Source organism: Nostoc sp. DedQUE02, assembly GCF_034531035.1.
Classification (GTDB): Bacteria; Cyanobacteriota; Cyanobacteriia; order Cyanobacteriales; family Nostocaceae; genus Nostoc.
Map to the genome: position 1 here is coordinate 17,388 of NZ_JAVRBY020000062.1, position 22,771 is coordinate 40,158.

Here is a 22,771-nt window from a genome sequence, read left to right on the forward strand (position 1 = left end):
TAGCTAGTTAGACTCTGTTATGCAGCATCCTCGGCGATGCCTAACTTGGGCGAGTAAGCGATCGCACAGTAGAACACACGATGACAATTAACTAGGGCTTACGCACTGTACAAATTAATCATGGTATGAATTCACGAAAATAGGTCGTTTCAGACTGTTAAGGGGAAAAGGGGAAAGAAAAAACCTTTAACCTAAACCCAGTAACCTTTTCCCCAAACCCAACTCCGAGTTAAAAATCCAAAACCCGAGCAGTATTGGTTAGAAACCGCGTCTACACAAACAAAACCCATAAATCTCGCTTATAGAGGAAGTCTAACTGTAAATGTACTCCCTAAGCCTGGCTGACTTTGAACGTGAATACTGCCTTTGTGTGCCTGGACGATCGCGATTGCGATCGCTAATCCCAATCCTGAACCGCCAGAAGTGCGAGAGCGAACGCTATCAACTCGGTAAAAACGATCAAAAATTCGTTGTTGATGTTCTAGCGCAATGCCAATTCCTGTATCTTGAATTTTGATAATGGCGTAGCGATCGCTATTTTCCAAAACAACTGTGACTTTTCCCTCGCTAGGTGTTGCTTGAATTGCATTGATAATTAAGTTTGAAATTAAGCGATAAAGCTGTTCTTCATTTCCCATAACGTATAGTTTTTCTGAAACTTGCATTTGTTTGGAGAGATTTACCTGAGTTTCAACTGCCAAAAATGCTAGTTCCTCAATTAAGTCGCTAATTAAATCATTCAAACAGCAAGGGTGATATTTTTCTATTAGTTCTTTTTGGTCTATCCTTGTCAACAGCAACAAATCTCCAACCAATTGCGATAGACGACGATTTTGGCGTTTGAGAACATCCAAAATTCCATTACTTGATTTTGGTTCTTCCTGTAACTTGATTGCAGCTTCAATCGTAGAATACATTGCTGCTAATGGCGTGCGAAACTCATGAGCAGCATCAGCAGTAAATTGTTGCATTTGTTGGTAAGAACGATACATTGGTTGCATTGCTCTTCCTGACAACCACCAACTTGACAAACCAACGAAAATCATTGAAATTGGCAACCCCAACACCAAAGTTAGTCTTAAATAAGCAACGTGTTGGTCTAAATCAGTGAGGCTTCTCGCCACTTGTAGATAACCCGAAAGCTGGTTTTGAGTATACAAAGGTAAAGTGATTTGACGGTATCGAGTGCCAGAAGAATCTGTGATAATTTGCCAATGCTGTGATAGTGAGGTAATCGGTAATTTATTAATTTGTATACCTGTACTTGCAAACAGTTTTTCCGAACGATCCAATAGGCGTATATAGTAATTAACTGGGTTAGTTGACTCTGCTATTGATTGTTTAATGACCACTGTTTTAGGCAAACAGTTTGTTTTAGCTACACATAATTCTAAAGAAAATTCTTTAGCAAGGCGTTCTAATTGTCCGGGTTGCTGCCAAGCAGGTTCGATACTTTTATGAATTGCGTTTGCTACTGATTGCAATCCCTGATCTATGGTTTCATAATAGGCGTGAGCAACAACACTATAAATGCCCAAACCAGATAGCCCTAAAATACCGCCCATTACAAGGCTATACCAAGCTGCTAGCCGCAATCGAGTCTGCTGAAAAATTGGATTGCGTTCCATATTTCGGCTCTTTCGTCCCTTTTATGGTGATTGAGGATTGATTATAGCAAAACCCTTACGGGGCAAGGGTTATAAAGAATTTAGAACTTACGCACTCAGATCCCCCAACCCCTTTAAAAAGGGGGCTTTAGACTTTCCCCCCTTTTTAAGGGGGGCTAGGGGGAATCAGGGTTTCAGGCTTCAGTGCGTAAGTCCTAGAATTATACTTTTGTTTTAAATGAAATGCTTATACGATAAGGTTTTCAATGATTTTGAGCCAGGTTTTCCATAAAAATAATCGAAAAACTCATATTTATAGACCTTGCTTAAAGTGTCGCTAAGTTAGCAAAAATCAGTAGCATGAATGTTTAGACGATAGCCCACACCATAAATAGTTTCAATCAAAGATTCGCTATCTTCTTCGCCCAATTTGCGTCTCAATAAGCGAATTTGTGCTGCTACTACGTTGCTAACTGGTTCTGCACCAATTTCCCAAAGCTGATTAATAATTTGGTCGCGGCTGATAATTTGGTTAGGATGCCTCATGAAATATTCCAATAATTGAAATTCCTTGGCAGTTAAAGAGAATGCTTGCTTTTCTCCATGAGCATACTGACGAGTAAGTTCATGAGTGCTGTAATTGAGCATTAGGCAACCTACTTGTAAGCGCCGGGGTTGGATTTGAGGTGTCAGTGTTGTTCCTATGTAAGAGGCTCGCCTTTGTAATGCCCGCAATCTTGCTAGTAACTCTGCCATATCAAAGGGTTTAATTAAATAATCATCTGCACCGCTATCTAGACCAATAATTTTTTCTTCCATTCTGTCTTTAGCAGTTAGCATCAACACAGGTAGAGTTAATTGGCGCGATCGCAACCATTTACACAACTCTACTCCCGAAACTCCTGGCAGCATCCAATCAAAAATCGCCAGTGTGTACTCAGTCCAGCCTGTTTCTAAATACTGCCATGCTTGAGTACCATCTAAGAACCAGTCAACTACATACGCCTCATGGCTCAGAACTTGTTTAATTGCTGCACCTAAATCTGCTTCATCTTCAACTAATAGAAGTCGCATAGTCAACCCAGTGCTAAAAGCCTTCTTTAATTGTTTGCTTTGATTAACGATCGCTCCCGCAGTGACCGTCAAATCATCACTGGTAACTCGCTAATTCTAATTCAAGATGGCAAAATCCAATCAAATAACCTGAAAAAAGCCCATGTCAGTCAATCTAATTTGATTGCATCTTTATTATGTAGCTTGTATTTTTTCACCTTGGGGTTTTGAGAGTGCTTGTAGTTCTTGCCAACTATAGTGACTAGGTAGTTCAATTGGTTTGTGATCTGCTCCTAATCCCAATCCAATTGTTGGCTGGAGTTCTTCGATGAATTCTTCGGTATACCCTGCTAGTTGATTCCCTGCAACACCACCAGCGATCGCTCCTGCAACCCCAGCGATCGCAGCACCTACTTTACCACCAATTGAGTGACCAAGTGCGGCTCCGGCTACGCCACCTCCCACAGCACCTAAACTTGCAGCTATGGGATGAGAATCTGTTGCATCTGAGCCAATTTGTTGAGATTGAATATGTGGTTGGTCTTGTTGTTTAATTTGCTGTTCATCGTTTGTCATAATGTTTATCCTTTTGATTTCAAGCGTTCAGCGATGAGATCGCCAACCCGCAACGCATTCGCCATAATTGTGAGCGTTGGGTTAGCGCCGGAATTTGAAGGGAAAAAACTACTATCTACAACATAAAGATTATCGACATCATGGGTACGACAATTGACATCAAGGACTGAGGTTGTGGGATCTGTACCAAATCGACAACTACCACATTGATGAGCAACTGCTTGTTCTGGTAGATGAGTGCGGGGATAAATACTAAATGGTAAGACGTGTTTAGCGGAACCAGGGATTGACTTTAATACAGATGTCCAACGATGGATTAAGCGATCGCCTGCTTCGGTATTGTTGAGGGTATAGTCAATATGAATCTTCTCACCCACCAAACGAATCCGATTATTGGGGTCTGGTAAATCTTCAGTTTGCAACCACCAACCCACCGAACGTTCAGCAAGCAAATGTCGCTCATAATTAGGGATTAATTTGATAAAGGGAGCCATAAGTGGCGGCGCTTCTGCGGGAATCATATCTGCTAGGACATTACCTGTATTCTGCACCATCCCCATCGGATAAGGAAAATCTGGCTCTCCCCAGTAAAAATCGTTGACGGCGATCGTTTTTTGAAAGTTAGCTCGATTCACCTCTAGATGTATGGAAACGATCGCGGTTTCTAACTGTTTCATAAAATTCCGCCCTACCTGATCGGAACTGTTTGCCAATCCATTAGGATGTTTATCGTTAGCAGACTTTAATAGCAAGACAGCCGAGTTAATAGAGCCACAAGCAACAACTACAATATCACTTGCAAACCAATGTTTTTCTCCAGCAATTTCAGTTTCTACACTCGTAACTTCTCGTCCTGACTCGCTGGTATGCAGCCGTAAGACTTTGGCATTAGTTAAAAGAGTCAAATTAGCATACATTTCGCGGGTAGGACGAATGGCGTTGATATCAGCATCAGCTTTTGCATGTACGAGACAAGGGTATCCGTCAAAGGTATCACAGCGAATGCAGGGACTATTTAGGCGTTGGCGTAGCCCATCGGAGATATCGCTTTCATTGAGTTTTAATCCTATTGGTAGATGAAATGGGTAATAACCCAGTTCGCGGATACCATCAGCAAGAGACTGCATATCCGGCTCATGACTCACTGGCGGATAGGGATATGGTTCGCTACGAGGTGGTTCGGTTGGGTCTTCTCCTTCTTTGCCATGTACGTCATACAGCTTTTCTGCTTGGGTGTAGTATGGCTCAAAGTCTTGATATTTTAAAGGCCATTCTGGGGAAATTCCTCCTTTGTGAATTACCTTTTCAAAATCTCGCTCTCGTAAACGAATCAAAGCTGCACCGTAGAGTTTGGTATTACCACCAACCCAGTAGCCTGTCTGTGGTTTAAAGGCTTTACCTTTTTTGTCATACCATTCTTCATCTGTATGGTAACGATGTTTTTGATAAACTTCCTGCGGATTCCAATTAGCTTTTTCTCTTGGTAAAAAGTCGCCTCTTTCCAGCACTAGAATTTTTTTACCAGTGGGTGCAAGGCGGTGAGCTAATGTACCTCCACCGGCTCCTGTACCGATAATAATGATGTCGTAATGTTCTGTGATGCTAGCCATAATTTATAATTCGTAATTTCATATTAATTACGGTTTGATTTGTTTGATGCGACAAAGTAATTTGGCAGTTTATTTAGAAGTTTTATTAAAAATAAATAGCTCTAAAGACAGATTCTTAAGCTTAGACTAAAGCTTTAAGTACAATATTGCTTCTCTCTAATGGGTTAACAATTATTTCTACCTAAAGATAGATTAATATTTCATTTTGATTTCATTTTTTATTTTTATTATGTGAATTAGATATTAATTTCACAAGTAAATAGGACTTACGCAAACTCTACAATTCTTCTCTACGAGACGCTACGCGTTGGCGGAAGCCTCTCGTAAAGATGGCGTTCTTGGCGGTATGCCTCCGGCATGCTACGCGAACGATAAATTAAGGTTTCTAGCACTTTTTGCGTAAGTTATAGTAAAATTTATTTGAGTGTTTTTTATGAATATAATATTAATTGAATTCCATCAATGACTTTTTAATCTTTAAATGTTTTTGCTTTTGAATAACAAGGAGTCTTTTACCACAATATATGAGCTTCGGTTTAATATTAATTGAAATCAATGAACTAAGAATTAACTTTATACTAATTGACTTTAATTTTGTATTTATTAATTTATAAAAATAGCTATAACTTATACATTCAGTTGATTACACCGTTTTAAGTACATGCTTACATAATTTTAGTTATTAATTTAATAAACCTGCTATTTCTCATCAGTAGCCAAGTTAAATAACAGGAGATTTCTATGCCTGAAGTCATTGAGATTTATGACGATCGCCTGCGTGCTATGGTATCTCCAGATGCTTCACTCCAAAAGCTAGCTAACGGTGCAGTCCATAGCGAAGGGCCTGTTTACTTCCACGAAGATGATAGCGTTGTATGGAGTGATGCTCACGGCAATCGCCTGTTGCGTTGGAGTCCTACTGATGATGTGAGTGTCTTACGTGATCCATCTGATTATCAAAGTGGTAATTACCGCGACTTGGAGGGTCGTCTAGTTGCGTGTTCATCTGGTTTGCGTGCTATCATCCGCCGCGAAGACAATGGTGAATGGAAGGTTTTAGTCGATCGCTACCAAGGTAAACGCCTCAACAGTCCAAATGATTTGGTAGTCAAAAGCGACGGCACAATTTGGTTCACCGATCCGCCTTATGGTATCACCGAGCCAAACCAAGGTTACGGCGGCGAACAGGAACAACCCGGAAGTTACGTGTATCGCTTCGATCCGGCAACAGGTGAGATTTATCCTGTAGTAACAGATATGGTGCGCCCTAATGGGTTGGCTTTCAGTCCAGATGAAAGCCTGTTGTATGTTTCAGATACGGCTGCGTTTAATATTCCTGGGGGGCCTCATCATATTCGTGTCTACGAGGTTGTGGGCGTAGGCGTAGCCGGCACTTCTCTACGAGACGCTCCGCGAATGGCTGCGCTCAGTGACCGTGGTAAACATCATTATGTAACTAATGGGCGTGTATTTGCAGTCATTGAGCCAGGACAACCCGATGGACTCCGGGTTGATGAACACGGCAATGTTTTTACTAGTTCTCAAGATAGCGTGCAGATATACGCCCCCGATGGAACTCGCTTAGGAAAAATTTTTGTACCGGAGACATCAGCTAACCTGACTTTCGGTGGTAAAGAAAGCGATCGCCTATTTATCACAGCAGGTCATTCTTTATATGCTATCGATCTTAATACCCGTGGTGTACAACAATGATTTATAAATTTGGGTTGGGTGTAGCGATCGCTTTTTTCCTAGCTGCATTTAATTTCCCACAGCTAAGTCCACACTTGTTAAGTTCACTTTCTCCGGTGTATCCTGACGGATTTCCAGGATTAGCACTTTTACTTCTCAGAGTTAGCACTGGTGCGTTATTCATACTACACGGCTATCCAAAGATAACGCATCTTCGACGGTGGGCTGAGTCTCTAAAAATGCCTATCTTTCTTTGCTTTTTATCAGCTGCATCAATGTTAGGTGGCGGAATTTTTCTGATTATTGGATTCCTCACACTCTTAGCAACTTTGCCCATTCTCTGCTCAATGATTTTTGCGATATATTTGCACATCTCTGGAAGTAAACCTTTTGTCGCTCAAGATCCATACTTAATTCCTCAAGAACAGTATCAGGGCGCTTTAGGACAAGGTGAACCACCAAGTTGGGAAAAGGCTTTTATGTATTGCGTTATGCTAATTGCGATCGCAGTTTTAGGCCCTGGTGCTTATTCGCTGGATACTTTGATTTTTGGACGATAAAAGGCTTTTAACTATTCCGCAATTAGTAATATTGCGTGTCCGTCAGGATCTTTAACTAAACAACCTTGCCGATAAGGAAATGAGCGATCGCTAAACTGCACAATCCGCGACGATACAAACTGAACCCCGTTACGCCGTAGCTTATCCACTAACTGCTCAAGATTATTTACAACTAGCTCGATTTGGATATGTGCAATATCGCAACTTTTCCAATCACTCGGTATAGGACGACCTTTCCCAGGTACAATATAATCCAGCAGTTCAATTCCCACACCATGTTGAACAGGTCGCAGTGCTGTAATTTTGACTTCGGCTCCTGGTAAATTATCCAAGCGAGATTGGGTTGCACGCCAGTTGAGACTACGGCTATCAACTTGCATTCCCAAAAGGTCGCGGTAAAAGTGTAGGCTTTGCTCAGTGTTAGAAATAGCGATCGCACTATGGTCGATTCCCAAAAACAAGCGATGGTTGTTTTGATGCCATTTATCTTGTCCTTTATCAGGCGGAAACCAAATTAACTCTAAATCATGACCATCAGGGTCTTTAAACTTGAAGGCGCGGACACCACCAGACGCTTCATTCTCAGGTGGGATTGTCTGCGGCGCAACGGAAATTGGCTCAATGGCAAATGAACGCAAATGAGTATAAGCGCGATCCATATCACTTACTACAATTGCTAGATGTTGAAACCACAGGTCATTACTTTGTGAATCGTTGGGAATGGGTTTCCCCTTAACGTTGAGATACTCCATCAATTCGATAAGTTCGTCACCTAGTCGTAAAGTAACAATACGAATTTTTGCCCCAGATACGCCTTCTAGATCGCTGTAATCTTGTCCTTCAACAGTGATATCAGAAACGAGTTCAAAAGTAAGTGCTTGTGTATAGAAATTTAAAAACCGATCACAGTTTGTCACCGTTAAGCCAATAGCTCTAATTCTTTCCACTTGTACATCGGTTTGACTAGACATATTCACAGTCTTTGTACTTACAATTAACGGACGTTCTGTTGAAAGCAAATTTGGTCTAAAAAATTAGATTTTATTTATGAATCATCTAAAATTTAATTATATTAAATACCTATAAAAATACGAAAAATGGAATTATAAAGTAATTTATTTTCTTATTATAGTATTTAATTACTAATTAATCAAAGGGTTTTATAAAGCTGATATCGAAAAAATTAATTATCATCAAATCTATTTTATTATTAGAAGATAATTTTTATTAACTTTATTTTATAAATATGTCAGATAATGATGAAATTATAATGAAATTTTTTTAACTCTTTAGTAATAGATATTTATTACTCCAATAGTTAGAAGCGATCGCCACTGCAAACCTTTAAAGTGATGCCAGAATCTAATAAATTCTATAATCAAGTTAAGTATAAGCTTAGTAATACTTAGCACTTGTATATTATAAACTCGAATTCTGTTGTAATTTTTCGCTATCAGAAACACCCAAGCTCTACATTTTGAGGAAATATTATGAGCTATTCCCCTTCCCTGCTCAAAGGTCAAAAAGCACTTGTAACGGGTGCTAGTTCTGGCATTGGTGAAGCTATAGCTCGCAATTTGGCTTCGTCAGGTGCAGCAGTAGTCATTAACTATCATTCTGAAGCCCAAGAAGCCCAAAAAATTGTTGATGATATCAAAGCTGCTAAGGGAGAAGCATTCGCTATTCAAGCTGATGTCAGCAAAGAAGACCAAGTAAAAGCGATGTTCAGCAAAATGCTTCAAGAATTTGGCACTATTGATATTTTGGTAAGTAATGCGGGCATTCAAAAAGACTCAGCATTTATAGATATGAGTCTCGACCATTGGAATGCAGTTATTGGGATAAACCTGACAGGACAATTTTTATGTGCGCGGGAAGCTGCAAAAGAGTTCTTGCGTCGAGGTGTGAAGCCCGATATTTCTTGTGCAGCAGGTAAGATTATTTGCATAAGTTCAGTGCATCAAGTGATTCCTTGGGCAGGTCATGTCAATTATGCTGCTAGTAAAGGCGGTATCAATATGATGATGCAAAGTATTGCCCAAGAACTTGCTCCTCACAAAATTCGCGTTAATAGCATTGCCCCTGGTGCAATCAAAACTCCAATTAATAAATCAGCTTGGGATACCCCAGAAGCAGAGGCAAAGTTACTACAATTAATTCCAGTAAAACGAGTAGGTGATGTAGAAGATATCGCCAAAGCAGCAGTTTGGTTAGCTTCTGATGACTCTGATTATGTTAACGGTACAACACTATTTGTAGATGGTGGCATGACTCTATATCCAGAGTTTGCAGACAATGGTTAAAATAATTTTTCAGGAGGCACAAGGTAGAAGGAATCCCCATAAATAAATATTGATTAAATTTGGGTTTATGGCTTTATATTTCTAGGATAAATTACAAGTTTTTGGTTATACCATTTCTTTGTGAGGCTGCGCCAAATTTTCTTGGCTTCCTTCTTTCTTTGTGTTCTTCTCTGACAAGACGCTACGCAAATGCGCCGTTCGCGTCTACGTTCCTTATATAGTTTGGCGCATCTTCATACAGAATTGGTATTAGCTAATATTTACGCTCATGACAACTGATCATCTAAAAAAAACGATATTTATTGAAGCTAAATAATTAGTTGCTATTCGCAAGTCTTCTCAATGATTTATTTTCATAAATTAACAACGCTGTAACAAAAACGCACAATCAAAAAAAGCCATTTTTATGGAAAATAACTCATCACCCAAACCAACAATTGATTACTGGCACGTCTGGACTGACCACGATGGTATAAGTCACCAGTCCCGTTGTCAAATTGAAGACTTCATCGAGAAAGGCATAGCCCCTGATACCTCACCACAGTGGCTTTCTAATTTGAAGCAGTCTGGTGCGACAATCACTTTTACTGTGCTACCCGTGGGATGGGTTGGTAACTGGCATGAGAACCCGAAACCACAGTGGGTCATCCCTCTGTCAGGACGATGGTTTGTGGAGACTATGGACGGACAGCGAGTCGAAATGGGCCCTGGCGAAATTTCATTTGGAGAAGACCAGGGTACGAAACCGGACGCGCAAGGTAATAAGGGTCATTTATCTGGAACAGTAGGCGATGCGCCAGCTGTTCTGATAATGGTACAGCTTGAAGAGAACCCAACTATGGAGCAATCCTGCCGCTTTAAGTAACTCGCAACTTGGGTTAATATAGGAATCCGGTTTGATTACTGAAATCACTTGGCTTAGTAGGCAAGAGGATTTCAGAAGATTAAGGTATACCGAATTTTTTTCACGCAGTCAAATATGAATCCTATATGCGATCGCTGTTAAAGATAACCAGCCAACATTACATCGTCATATTAAACGTATTGCTGCGGAAAATTCTATCCTTTCCCCCACTTCTGCAACTAAATAGGTTCATAAGTTCGTTACAACAATTGTTGCAATGACTTAAGCCTTTCTTATATATGGAAGAACATTTGTTGCAAAGCATTAAACAATTGCAGCAACGACTTATACATTTGCAAGAAAAACTTAAGCCTTTCTTATACATGGCAGAGTATTTGTTGCAAAGGTTTAAATTTTTACAGCCTCAAAAGAAACAAACAGCCCAATACTGATCGGGTTTTGGATTTTTAACTCGGAGTTGGGTTTAGGGAAAAGGTTAAAGGGTAAAGGTTAAAGGTTTTTTCTTTCCCCTTTCCCCCGCCCCTTATCCCCTTCTTGGGGCCCCACCTTCCCCTTTTCCCCAAAACCCGACAAGTATTGACAAACAGCCGTTCTTTTCCAAATGGCGAATCAATTCACGTCTAGTTATTAACGCATCTACTTTCTAAACCGTCACACCCTCCAACTCTTCATCCGTCAACTCATACAACTGGCGCAATTTATCTAACTTATCAGCATCAGCTTCCCAGAAACCCCGCCCATGCGCTTCTAACATTCTCCCTAAAATATTGCGAAAAGCTTCAGGATTTGCCTTACGTAACTTATCCGCCATCTCTGCGTCTAAGGCATAAGTATCAGCCGCTTGGTCATAAACCCAATCATCGCTAAAATCGGCAGTACCACCCCAACCAATCAACGCCGTCATCCGTTGGGAAATTTCAAAAGCACCACCAGAACCTTGATTCGCCATCGCTTGCGCCCATTTGGGATTTACTAACTTAGTGCGGTACTCCATTCGCAACAAATCATCTAAATTGCGCGGTGTAGTATCCTTCGAGAAACTTTCCACAAAGCTGGTTGTAACCTTCTTACCGCCTTGTTTTTCTGCTGCCTTTTTCAAACCGCCAGTATTGGCGTAATATTCTTGAATATCAGTTAAACCATATTCTACCGAATCGATTTCTTGAACAATGCGATCGCTAGTTTTTAACAACGTATTCAGAACTTCCGGTCTAGCTTGACCTTTATCTTCTCTCCCGTAGCTAAACACATTGCGACTTTGCCAAGTATTCCCCAACTCCTCACCAGATTCCCAGTTACCATCAACCACGCGATCGTTCACCAAAGAACCAAAATCACCCGCCGGATTAGAAAACAATCTCGCCGATGCATTGTCTACACCTTGGGCTTTTAAAGCTAAAGCGTGTCTTCTAATAAAATTCTGATCATCCGGTTCATCAGCATCAGCCGCCCGTTGAAATAAATCATCCAACAATTCGATAATATTGACAAAACTATCCCGGAAAATCCCAGACAAATTACCCAACACATCAATGCGGGGATGTCCAACCTCAGCCAACGGCTTCAACTCATAACGAACAATTCTGCCAGTTCCTTCCTTAACAGGTTCAGCCCCCACCAATTCCAACAGAATCCCCAAAGATTCACCCTTAGTTTTAATCGCATCCAACCCCCAAAGCATCACCGCCACCGTTTCAGGATATTTCCCATATTCATCCAAATGCTGGGCGATAATTTTTTTACCAATTTCCCGCCCCCGTTCATACGCCGCAGGCGAAGGCATTCGATAAGGATCTAAAGCATGAATATTTCTCCCAGTCGGCAACACCCCAGCCCCATCCCTTAACAAATCCCCACCAGGCGCAGGCGGAATATATTCCCCATTCAACCCCCTCAACAAATTCGTCAACTCATCCGTAGATTGCATCAACAAATCTCTTATTAGCCTTTCTTCTTCTTCTCTTTCTTCTTTGCGTCCTTTGCGCCTTTGCGGTTCGTTTATTCCTTCCTCCCCCCCAAAATAAGCCTCCAAATAAGACCCCAACTCCTCCTCACTCGGCTTTTCCCCCAAAACATGCAACCCAGAAGAAAACAACCGATTCTCTAAAACCTGCAAATATTCATACAACTCCACCAAATAATCATCAAAAGCATGACCGCTAAACATCCGCACATTCTCCGGCGTAAACGCAATCCCCAACTTCCTCGCATCCTCAAAGGGACAATCTGCATCCAACCCAGAATCAACAATTTTTTTACAAATTCCTTCCTTCAAAACATAATTCTTTTGTGGATCTTCGCGATACTCCGAAATCAAATCCCGCAACGCCACCAATTCCTTATACAAACCTGCACGACCATAAGGCGGTACATTATGAGAAATCAACACACCATAACCGCGACGTTTCGCCAACATCGATTCCGAGGGATTATTCGCCGCATATATATATAGATTAGGCAAATTTCCTAACAGAATATCCGACCAAGAATAACCCGTATTCCCCAACGGAGAACCAGGCAACCATTCCACCGTCCCATGCATCCCAAAGTGAACTACAGCATCAGCTTCAAACTCATTTTGCAGCCATTTATAGTAAGCAGCATATTGCGGATGTGGCGTTAAATCCCGTTCAAACATTAAACGCATCGGGTCGCCTTGTATCCCCAAAGGTGGTTGTACACCTATCCACACATTGCCTAATTGCACACCACCAATTTGAAATTCATCGCCATAAGTTTTAATACCAGTTCCCGTGAGAGATTTCCATTGTTTTTCGATGCGGGAAGTTTGGAGATATCCCAACCATTTTTCTAGAGTACGGGCGTTAACGGACGCGGGGATATTTTTTGTATCATCAATTTCATCTGCCTCTTTCACCCAGCGAATCAATTCTTCGCCATCTTCCGGTAAATCTCCAACGGTGTAACCTTGTTCTTTGAGTGCATGGAGAAACTTCAGCAAACTACGCGGCACATTTAATAATGCAGCTGTACCCACAGCACCATAACCAGGCGGAAAGCCATATAAAATGATGGCAATCTTACGTTCTGATGCAGGCTTTTGCCGCAAAGCCACCCAAGTTTTTACCCTACCAATTAATCGTTCCACCCGTTCAGGAACCAGATAAATATTTTCGCCCACCAAACCACCAAGGGGAACGGTATCAATAGCCCCATCCAATTCTGGTAATGCATACAACACCACACTTTGCAATCCGCCGACACCTTGGCGCGTCCACGAGGAAATATCTTGAATTAATAGTGGTGCAGCAACAATATAAGGTACATTTTTGGCAGTGAGGATGCGCTTTGCTACTTCCACCTGACGACCTGCTTCCATTGAACCAGCCGGGCCACCCACGAGAGGAAAGCCAATTGTTGAAACGATCGCATCCACCTTCACTGCTTCACTAGAAAGTGAGGGAGTTTCTACATTACCTAGTTGTCGTTGCCGAATTTCATAGTCGGTTGTCATCAAATCTCGTACCGCCACGTGTCCTTCTACGCCGTTGATGAAAATAGGCAAAGGAGTTAAACCAGCTTTTTCAAAACTGCGAATCAGTTGGGGTATATATGGTTGTTTGGTGATGACGTGTTTGCGGTAGAGGAGAATTCCGATTACGGGTTTTGCAGCTTTAGATCCCCCCAACCCCCCTTGAAAAGGGGGGCTAGGGGGGATCTTCTCATACCATTCCAGGTATGCTTTTGGCGATTCAAAAAACCCTTGATAGTCGGGGTGGAGTAATCCGATGTTGGGGGTTTCAATTAACGGGGGAATGTCGCCGACTTTTAAATTTAAATATTTTTCTGCTAATGTCCAGAATAATGAGGCGACGTTTTCTGAACCGCCAGCATTCCAGTAACCATAGATAATTAACCAGTTGCGTAAGTCTTGGACTTTTTGCACTGGAACATATTTGAGTAGTTTGGGGCCAATTTTTAAGAAGCTAATGTAACCAGCGAGTTTGTCTTCTTCTCGTCCGTTGCTAAATTTGTCGAGGATGAATTTAACTGGTTTGGGCATTCCTTTGGGTTTGTCGCCAATGGCAAAGTCACCCAACTTGGTTAAACTCATCAATTCCAAGGCTGACTCGAAAACTAGGCGAATGGGAATTTGGGCAATGCGATCGCGCAACCACACAACTTGGTCATAATCAAATAGGAGGCTACCGAAAAACACATCAGCGCCATCGAGTGCTGTTTCTACCTCAGTGCGTTTGGTTGTAAGATCGCGATCGCTAAATACCCGAATATCCAACTCAGGACAGCGAGAGTTAGCCAATAAGGCTGCTTTTCTGTACAAGTCAGCGTTGAATGATTCAAACCCAGCAACCAAGACGATGCGTTTCATGCCTGTAAGCTACGAAATATTTCTTTACTTAAATTTTAAACATGCTTTCAGGCTGATTGTTAAATATCTACCCCCAGATTCCGGTCAGTAGTTCCTTAAACGGGTTAGAACTTCATTATCACCAATGCCTTTGGGATATTTTGATTTCAAAAAAGTTGTGATGTGTTGAGTCAAATTAAGTGCATCATTGAACTCTTTCGATTCCTGTAGCGCTTCATATAATCAACGGATTTCTTCTGGTGACAAGTTTGTGAATGTACGCAACTCGGTAATATCTAATCTCCGGTTAAACTCATTGGCAGTATGTCGCCATTGATGTATAAACGAAAACAACTCTCTATCTTAGGGTTCTGCAAAGACATTAGACCTCTTGGCAAAAGTGCTTTTTGCAAGAGAGGGGAAAAGGGACTCATGTTAAAGGGGAAAGGGAAAATAACAAACCTTTCCCCCTTTTCCCGACTTTTGCCAAGAAGTTTATTAGATGCGTAGGCGTAGACATCGCGGTTTCAGTAACAGATATAATTAATCGTGGAAAAACTATCGGCCGTCCCGGCTTATGCGAGTTGGAGTTGAAGCGGCTATCAGCTAGAATTACGTCAAAAGCGTTATTATTTGAATAATGGGGGCAATCACTGTATTTAAGTTTCTTATAAAAATTAACTTGTTATTTTCGATTTTGATAATTTATAATAGTTGTGTTTTTGGTTACAATATATCTTTGATTTAGTGAATTTTGCCACATAAAAAATTTGCTGCTCATCATATTCACACAAAAACTTATATTGTTTACTAACGAGTACTTCAATAAATTTATTAACAAAACTTTGTCTATATAATTGGAAGAGTTTTGAACTAGTGTAAAAATAAGTAAATTAAGGATGAAACCATGAAATTTGGAATTGATAGCGGGCATAATTGTCCACCAGACACAGGAGCAAGAGGGATTAAATTTGAGGATAATTTAACTCTAGATGTAGGTAATAGAGTTATAGCGAAGTTAAGAGCTTTGGGGAATGAAGTCGTAGTATGTAGACCAAGTAGCGCTCGAACAGTAACTGAATCGCTTTCAAAAAGATGTTCTACAGCTAATTCGAGTAAAGTAGATGTTTACGTCTCGATTCATTTTAACTGCTTTAACGGACAAGCTAACGGCACGGAAGTATTTGCAACTAGCGATACGGGGAGAAAAATCGCTAAACCTGTATTAGATGAAATTGTCAAATTAGGATTTTTTAATCGCGGTGTTAAGAGTGGTTCTCACTTGTATGTTCTGAAAAATACAGATATGCCTGCTATCTTGGTAGAAGGTTGCTTTATCGATTCGCAAAAAGATATGAATCTTTTTAATCCTGAAGCAATGGCTAATGCAATTGTCAAAGGCTTAACTGGTAAAGTGCCAACTACTCCTGTTAACCCTGTACCAGATGAAGAAGATAATGTAGATGCGACTATTCTCAGACTGCAAAAAGCCTTAAATAGATTAAAAATAACCGATAAAAATGGTAAGGCATTAGTAGAAGATGGCTTCACTGGTGCTAACACCAAATCTGCCGTAGAAAAATTTCAGACTATTATCGCAGTTCAGCCAACTGGAATTGCTGACGAAACTACATGGAATGCCATAAATCTAATTTTGGCAAAACGAATTATCAGACCAAACCATGCTGGTGGTGCGGTTGTTCGATACTTGCAATATCGTTTAGGTGTTGATAATGATGGCGTTTACGGCCCACAAACAGAGATTGTTGTTAAGAACTTTCAAAAGCAAAATGGTTTAGATGCCGATGGCATTATCGGGCCTGCTAGCTGGCAAAAATTAATTGGTTAGACTGATTATTTGAGCGATCGCCTGATGTCGTTGATCTAAAATAAGTAAAAGAGATAACCAGTGCGTAGGAAGCCACTTATGTTGCTGACAGGAATATGTTCAACTTAACCAAGGTTACATTTGGTCATAAGTAATTTCCTATCGCTCTGGTGCTTTTTTGGCGGTGAAGTTTCGCCAAAAGTATAAAGGTAAAGGGCTTTTCAAGCCTATAACAATCATTACTGGTTTGTTGTATATATGAACACAGTTTTTCTTTCTATTTGTAACGTTCTTTATCTGATTTGACGCGTCTTCATATAGAATTGGTATGAGTTATTCTTCTTAAAAGAAAGTTGACAAATTAACCTTCGACACTTTCAGCGCGAAGGGGAATTACAATTCCTTCTCGTAGCAGGGCATCTGTAAAAATCTTCCGAAGAACGCGCTGAATCTGAAGGTGTTTTCCTGGTTTTACTTTCGTCAAAGTCCGCAGCAACAAGTTAGACTCTCCAAGACTTTCGACTCCATCTATCTGTGTGCCTTCCAGTACATCTGGATCATCTGCTTTTAACTGCTGTCCCACCTCCTCAATCACTTTGTACACATGCGCTAAGTTAGAATTATAAGGCACACCAACTTCTACTACTGCAAATATATACTGTTTGGAATAATTAGTAATTGAGCCAATATCACCATTACGAATAATCTGCAATTGACCATTAGGATGTCTAATGCGGGTAGTTCTTAATTCAATCGCCTCGACAATACCTTCAACAACTTTCTCTTCGACTTTTCCAGCTTCAATATAGTCACCCACTAAGTAGTAGTTTTCAAACAGAATAAAGAAGCCGCAGACAATATCGTTAATTAGTGTTTGTGCCCCTAAACCTACAGCGATTCCGATAATCCCAGCACCTGCAAGTATGGGAGTTGGATCAATGTCAACAGTATATAAAATAGATACAGTAGCACCAAAGTAAACCAAGTATTGCAAAAAACTACGAAACAGAGGAACAAGCGTCAGGCGTCTACTTCTTTGAATCTCAGTTAAATTCTGTTCTTTGAACAACACCTCTTCAATCAGTAAGTAAACTACTTCAAACAATACACGACTAATGAAGATAATACCGATGATCTTGATAATTCGCGGGCCAAAAGCTGCGATATTGGCAATTAATTGTACCTGCTGAATCACCAATGTTGCCATGCAGACATAAATCACAAATTCCAAGCATCGCTTTAAAAAGGGTATCAGGTGTCGGAGGCGATCGTAGAATCTTAAAAGGTTATCAGGATTGGAGTATCTAATGCTGAGAGCATCTAGACTATCAACGATCGCAGCGACTGCTTTGAGTATAAGCAACCCAACGGCAATGATTAGATAAATCCGCAACGCAATGTATAGATATTCCGAAACTGTTGCTGGCAATTTGAGAAACTGGGCGCACAAGATGATAGCCCACAGCCAGATTCCACCCCTGATTCTGTGATAGAGGGCGCTAAAGAAAGCATCAATACTTTCATCATCGGCAGTATTTTTTTCTAAGTTCTTGGCGCGAGTACTCGCTACCTTCAGCCAATATTTCAGGAATTTCAGTGCGATCGCCGCTAAAATAAAAGTGCCAATGCTCTGAGCTATGCCAATTCCTAATGTCACCCAAAATCCTGATGGAATGCGCTCAATCAACAAAAGTGTGTATTGCTGAAGGTTTTCGCCGCGATAAACTAAATAACCATTAGCACCCACAATCAGAATGCACGCCACCAAGCAAGCAAGTAACAATAACCCTGTAATGTTCCGACGCAGGGTTTTGATACTTCTATCTTCACTCTTTAGTATAGAGGTCTTAGTAAATAGCTTGAATAACTTACTGACAAGCCAGTTCAGTAATAAAAAAACAAAAATGACAAGGCTGACCTCAGTCAAAATGATTAATATGTTCATGTGTCGCCATAAAACTGAAGTAATTTAACGGTCATATCGTCAAAATGTATTGAGACTATTAGAATATCTTTATAGATAGATAATTATTATTTCATATAATCACAATTTATCAAGCTTTGAACACGATCGAACTACACTATTTCCCATTCCCCGTCTCAATCGTGGTCTAAATACCTGAAAATTGCTGTCAGATGCTTAGGCGTAACCCGTTCTAAATATTACCTAAACTTCTGATCTGTGCAATACCAAGATACAGCAGTTGTAATATTTCTAGCATTGCAGAGAAAGCGGGATGATTGGGCAACTTTTAAAATTTCCTCTCCTGCTGTTTATAAGAAGAATTCAGAAATCAGGAGCAAAGCCGGAGACGCTCCGCCTCCGGTCAGAATGGGCTAAACCTTAGCTATCCGCTAACAGCATGAATTCTGTACGATTGGTTAATAAATATTGGTTAAAACCGTACAACTCTTGGAGACGCTACCGCGAACGTTCCGCTACGCGCTTTCGTCCCTGGTGGGCAAAAAAATTAAAATATTCAACAAGCTAAAACTCTATTCCTTTATGGGTAGAGTATTCTGAATTCTGCTTTATTTGTTTTTGTCCCCTTGCAGCGATTAGTTAAGCAGTCACCAAATTGTTTAGCTGCAATTCACATTGTTGAAATACATAATTGACAGCATAAAATAATTTATCTAGCTCTTGAATAGAATAAAATATGATATTTCTACTAAATACTTCATCCTTTAGCTTACCAAATTGCCAGCGATCGCCATTAGAAACAATACCAAAGATAGTAATTGTCAACTCATCATTTAATCTCTGTGCAGCGATCATTTCTGCCAAACATTGTGCCCACCCAGCTTCAAAGTTATCTTGCTTTGCCTCTACTAAAATGAAATATGGCTTGTCAAATACAACTTTACCTAAAGGAGAACGTTTAGCTAAAATATATTCAGGAAATCCTGATAATTTTTCGTCATAATTTAATGACTGATGACTCCATAAAGTAAACTTGCTACTGTATTTCTTCCAAACTTCCTTCAAAACTGGGTAAATCAAGTTTTCACAAATGGCAAACTCTGAGTTATCCACGACTCCTTCCCGCATTACTGTTTCTAAGTCTTCCCGAAAGTAATCAGGAATATTGAACTCAGCTTCACCGATGAAATTCGATTCAGCATAAGTAGTTTGAAATGCTTTGAGAACTTCACCGATAGTTTTGTAACTACTGAAAGCCATATTACAATCCTGAAGAAAATTTATATGGTTGCTCAATTTCCAGTTTAGCGATGTTTAAACTGTGCGATCGCAGTTTCGATTTTGCCTAAACGATGAAAGCGATATTATTTAATGATGAACTATAGGAATCCGCTTTGATTTTTGTATCCCTCACGGGAGCGTAGACAGCCAATAGGCAATAGGCACTCTTGCAACGGGAAATAAGGCTTTCTAGTTGTATTAAGCTTTTTCAAAAATCAAATATTAAGTAAGTTGGTGAGAAAAAACATAACTATGTTAATAAAGATAAACGAAGCTCAAACTCTCTTTCCTCCTGCCTTCTGCCTCCTGCTTTGCCCTGACGAGAAATATTCACGACGACCTACTTAGTCCTATAGCAATTATTCAGTCAGCATCGTCACAGTCAATTTGCACCACACAATTTCTTCCTTGTGCTTTTGCCTGGTAGAGTCCCTGGTCAGCAGCAGCAATTAAGGTTGCAGGAGATAATTGGCTATGAGGTGTAATAGTTGCCACACCAAGACTTAGGGTGATAAATTCACTGACATCAGAATAGGGATGAGGCAGATGTAATGCACTAACATTGTTTTGAATATCTCTTGCAACTGCGATCGCCCTTTCGATACCAATATTTGGCAAAATGACTGCAAACTCTTCTCCACCATAACGAGCAACTAAATAAGTAGGGTGTTTTACTATCTGAGATATTGCCTTGGCAACGTGTCTTAGTGCATCATCTCCTGCCAGATGTCCATGCGTATCGTTGTAGAGCTTAAAGTAATCGACATCACACAAAATCAAAGATAGCGAACCTTGCTCTTGTGCCAACCTTTGCCACTGTGCGTTGAACGTATCATCAAAGCAACGTCGATTTGCCACCTGGGTTAGACCATCCGAACAGGCAAGGCGTTGTAATTCCTGGTTTGCTTGTTGCAATTGCTGGTAAAGTTCTGATTGCTGAATAGCGATCGCAGCTTGACCCGCTAACTGGCTAAACAAATTAACCTCCGATTGCTGCCATTGTCTGGGACTACGGCATTGGTGAGCGATCAATAATCCCCACAAACGCTCTTGCTGCAAAATGGGTACCACAAGGTTTGCCCGAATTTGCAGACTCCTGAGAAGCTCAACATGACACGGCGATAATCCTGCCGTTTGAGTGTCTTCAATCGCTTTAGTATTGCCTTGTTGGTAGTAAGTTGCACGTGTGGATTGAAAGCACGTATCCATGACGTGAAATCCCAAAATGGATATGCACTCTTGTGCTAAGGATTCTACAACCACTAAACCACTCCAGTCTGGCTTAAACTGATAGATCACTACTCGGTCTACCTCAAACAGTTGTCGCACCTCATCTACCGTGATTTGCAAAATCTCGTCTAACTCCAACGATTGTCGAATGCGCTGCGTCACAGCCGCAACAATTCGCTCGGACTCGCTTTGATGCTGAACTTTCTGCTGAATCACCTGAGAATTTGCCAATGCTACAGTTAACGGCATCGGATCAAAATGAGGGGTTGTAGTGACAGGCACTGCACTGGGTTGACCAATTAAATAGCCTTGAGCAAGATTTGCACCTCGTTCTTGCAGCCAGTTCAGTTCCTCAATGCACTCAATTCCTTCAGCAACGGTCTGAATGTTTAACTTTTGAGTAATCTCTAAAAGCTTCTCGGTAATTGAGGCTTTGTAAAGGTCTTGATGTACATTTCTAATTAACTCCATATCCAGCTTGATAAAGTCTGGACGTAACTGATGCAGCAAGTTTAGGCTGGAATAACCAGAACCAAGATCGTCAAGGGCGACTAAAAACCCAGCATCCCGGTAGTATTGCAGCACTGCCTTGAGGTGGGCTAAATCTTGAGGATTGGCTGACTCCACGACTTCAAAAACAACGCGATCGTGGGAAATACTAGCAGTATCAATTGCCTCTACTGTACTACGTAGGCAAAAAACTGGGTCATAAAGTGATGTTGGTGCAAAATTAATGAAGATGTGCCCACTCACTTGATAGCGGCTGAATTGAGTGATTGTGCTAAGGCGAGCAAATTGGTCGAGTTGTGGTAGAAGTCCGGCTTCGGTTGCTAACTCCAGAATTGGTGTTGGTAATAGTAAATTACCTTGTTCATCCAGTCCCCGCAAGAGCGATTCATATCCAAAAATCTGTGATGTATCGTTAATTGAGACAATTGGTTGAAAGTAATTGGTGAATCGTTCCCCTGCCAGCATTTCAACTAGCCAGTCGGATTGGTTCAACTTAATGAAGCGTTGTAATGAGGCTATGTCACTAAAATCATGGAGTTGAGGTTGAATAGCGCCTCGAATGAAAAGGACTTGCGTCTCTTTTAATTCTCTTGGTGCAAGTAGTTTGGCCAGGTTACGAGCAATTTCTAAAGACTGTCCGGGTTTACAGTTCAAACTCAAACCTGGTCGTTCGTGCATCAGTTCATACTCAAGGGCAAACTGCTCTAAGTAGGAGGTGACTTTTTTCAGGGTATGTGGAACGGGAAACCAGAGAAAGAGCCTACCTGCCTCCTGAGTCCGGCAGCGTGCAACATTGCGACAAGCACAGGTTTGGCAGAGAGGAGATATTTGGCTCATAGCTAACTAATTTGCTTAATCCAATTTCCTTTATTATTCCCATTCTTGTTACTGTAAAAGATAAACTAAACTTCAAATACATAAAGATTTGATGAGTTAATTAAACTGAATAGTTTAGCTGAGTAGGCGGCGGAATAATATATACCAATATTTATACTAAACTCTCAATTATTTGCTGATATATTTTGTGCAATCAAGCAAAATAATCAGAAGTTAGATAAATAATTTCAGTTACAGAAAAAAGCTAGATATTGGCTAGAATAGAAATAACTTTTCTCTTGATTAATTAAGAGTAAATACATCTCTTTTAAAAAGGAATTTAGCCTCAATAAACAACAAAAACTCTCAAAAAAGTTAGTAATATAGCAATCCAGTTTGATTTCTAAATTTATTTGTGTAAGAGGCAATAGGCAATAGTCATACCGAGTTGCGTTCAAAAATATTAGTTTTGGCAGGCAGGGGGAGCAGGGGAAGCAGGGGAGGCAGGGCTTTCAAGGGTAGGGAATTAAAAATCAGGCAGTAGAGAGGGTGATTTGAAAGACATTCATTTGTGGAGTCAAGGTTG

At 40.6% G+C, this 22,771-nt stretch carries 15 protein-coding genes; 6 read left to right on the forward strand and 9 right to left on the reverse strand.

The annotated features are described in order from the left end of the window. Nucleotides 1–299: 299 nt before the first annotated feature. Together rppB and rppA are read right to left on the reverse strand one after the other, a co-directional pair. Nucleotides 300–1,628, reverse strand: a complete 1,329-nt coding sequence (gene rppB, locus RMX98_RS29855; protein WP_322679989.1) for a two-component system sensor histidine kinase RppB — start codon at nucleotides 1,626–1,628, stop codon at nucleotides 300–302. A 321-nt stretch (nucleotides 1,629–1,949) separates the two neighbouring features. Next, a complete protein-coding gene (gene rppA / locus RMX98_RS29860) occupies nucleotides 1,950–2,681 on the reverse strand; it encodes a two-component system response regulator RppA (RefSeq protein WP_322679990.1) in 732 nt (243 codons plus the stop codon). A 39-nt stretch (nucleotides 2,682–2,720) separates the two neighbouring features. Between rppA and RMX98_RS29865 the strand changes: the two genes are divergently transcribed. Beyond that, the gene (locus tag RMX98_RS29865) at nucleotides 2,721–2,891 is read left to right on the forward strand and encodes a YetF domain-containing protein (RefSeq protein ID WP_409881738.1); all 171 of its coding nucleotides are present in this window, start codon (nucleotides 2,721–2,723) and stop codon (nucleotides 2,889–2,891) included. Here RMX98_RS29865 and RMX98_RS29870 read toward each other — a convergent pair. Both RMX98_RS29870 and RMX98_RS29875 read right to left on the reverse strand, forming a co-directional pair. Beyond that, complete coding sequence (locus tag RMX98_RS29870) at nucleotides 2,856–3,236, reverse strand: hypothetical protein (RefSeq protein WP_322679988.1); 381 nt, start codon at nucleotides 3,234–3,236, stop codon at nucleotides 2,856–2,858. The two genes, RMX98_RS29865 and RMX98_RS29870, sit on opposite strands and share 36 nt — an antisense overlap. Nucleotides 3,237–3,241: 5 nt before the next feature. After that, nucleotides 3,242–4,846: a GMC family oxidoreductase gene (locus RMX98_RS29875; RefSeq protein WP_322679987.1), complete on the reverse strand. Its 1,605-nt coding sequence runs from the start codon at nucleotides 4,844–4,846 to the stop codon at nucleotides 3,242–3,244. Between the two features lie 741 nt (nucleotides 4,847–5,587). Between RMX98_RS29875 and RMX98_RS29880 the strand changes: the two genes are divergently transcribed. Further along, nucleotides 5,588–6,559, forward strand: a complete 972-nt coding sequence (locus RMX98_RS29880; protein WP_322679986.1) for an SMP-30/gluconolactonase/LRE family protein — start codon at nucleotides 5,588–5,590, stop codon at nucleotides 6,557–6,559. Continuing rightward, nucleotides 6,556–7,098, forward strand: a complete 543-nt coding sequence (locus RMX98_RS29885; RefSeq protein ID WP_322679985.1) for a DoxX family protein — start codon at nucleotides 6,556–6,558, stop codon at nucleotides 7,096–7,098. Before RMX98_RS29880 ends, RMX98_RS29885 begins: the two co-directional genes overlap by 4 nt. A gap of 11 nt (nucleotides 7,099–7,109) precedes the next feature. On the opposite strand, the gene RMX98_RS29890 is transcribed toward RMX98_RS29885, so the two are convergent. Continuing rightward, entirely contained in the window at nucleotides 7,110–8,069 is a 960-nt protein-coding gene (locus RMX98_RS29890; RefSeq protein ID WP_322679984.1) for a VOC family protein, read from the reverse strand. Between the two features lie 519 nt (nucleotides 8,070–8,588). Here RMX98_RS29890 and RMX98_RS29895 point away from each other — a divergent pair. Further along, nucleotides 8,589–9,401 carry an SDR family oxidoreductase gene (locus tag RMX98_RS29895; RefSeq protein WP_322679983.1) on the forward strand — a complete coding sequence of 271 codons (813 nt, stop codon included), beginning with the start codon at nucleotides 8,589–8,591 and terminating at the stop codon, nucleotides 9,399–9,401. A 406-nt stretch (nucleotides 9,402–9,807) separates the two neighbouring features. Continuing rightward, complete coding sequence (locus RMX98_RS29900; protein ID WP_322679982.1) at nucleotides 9,808–10,266, forward strand: cupin domain-containing protein; 459 nt, start codon at nucleotides 9,808–9,810, stop codon at nucleotides 10,264–10,266. A gap of 643 nt (nucleotides 10,267–10,909) precedes the next feature. Here RMX98_RS29900 and bchH read toward each other — a convergent pair. Further along, nucleotides 10,910–14,617, reverse strand: coding sequence for a magnesium chelatase subunit H (gene bchH, locus RMX98_RS29905; RefSeq protein WP_322679981.1), 3,708 nt, complete (start codon nucleotides 14,615–14,617; stop codon nucleotides 10,910–10,912). Nucleotides 14,618–15,503: 886 nt separating this feature from the next. Here bchH and RMX98_RS29910 point away from each other — a divergent pair. Continuing rightward, nucleotides 15,504–16,445 carry an N-acetylmuramoyl-L-alanine amidase gene (locus RMX98_RS29910; protein WP_322679980.1) on the forward strand — a complete coding sequence of 314 codons (942 nt, stop codon included), beginning with the start codon at nucleotides 15,504–15,506 and terminating at the stop codon, nucleotides 16,443–16,445. Between the two features lie 340 nt (nucleotides 16,446–16,785). Here RMX98_RS29910 and RMX98_RS29915 read toward each other — a convergent pair whose 3' ends face one another. From RMX98_RS29915 to RMX98_RS29925, 3 genes are all read right to left on the reverse strand, one after another. Continuing rightward, nucleotides 16,786–18,369, reverse strand: a complete 1,584-nt coding sequence (locus tag RMX98_RS29915; protein ID WP_322679979.1) for a mechanosensitive ion channel family protein — start codon at nucleotides 18,367–18,369, stop codon at nucleotides 16,786–16,788. 618 nt (nucleotides 18,370–18,987) lie between these two features. Continuing rightward, the gene (locus RMX98_RS29920) at nucleotides 18,988–19,608 is read right to left on the reverse strand and encodes a hypothetical protein (RefSeq protein WP_322679978.1); all 621 of its coding nucleotides are present in this window, start codon (nucleotides 19,606–19,608) and stop codon (nucleotides 18,988–18,990) included. A gap of 384 nt (nucleotides 19,609–19,992) precedes the next feature. Next, the gene (locus tag RMX98_RS29925; protein ID WP_322679977.1) at nucleotides 19,993–22,206 is read right to left on the reverse strand and encodes an EAL domain-containing protein; all 2,214 of its coding nucleotides are present in this window, start codon (nucleotides 22,204–22,206) and stop codon (nucleotides 19,993–19,995) included. Between the last annotated feature and the right edge of the window lie 565 nt (nucleotides 22,207–22,771).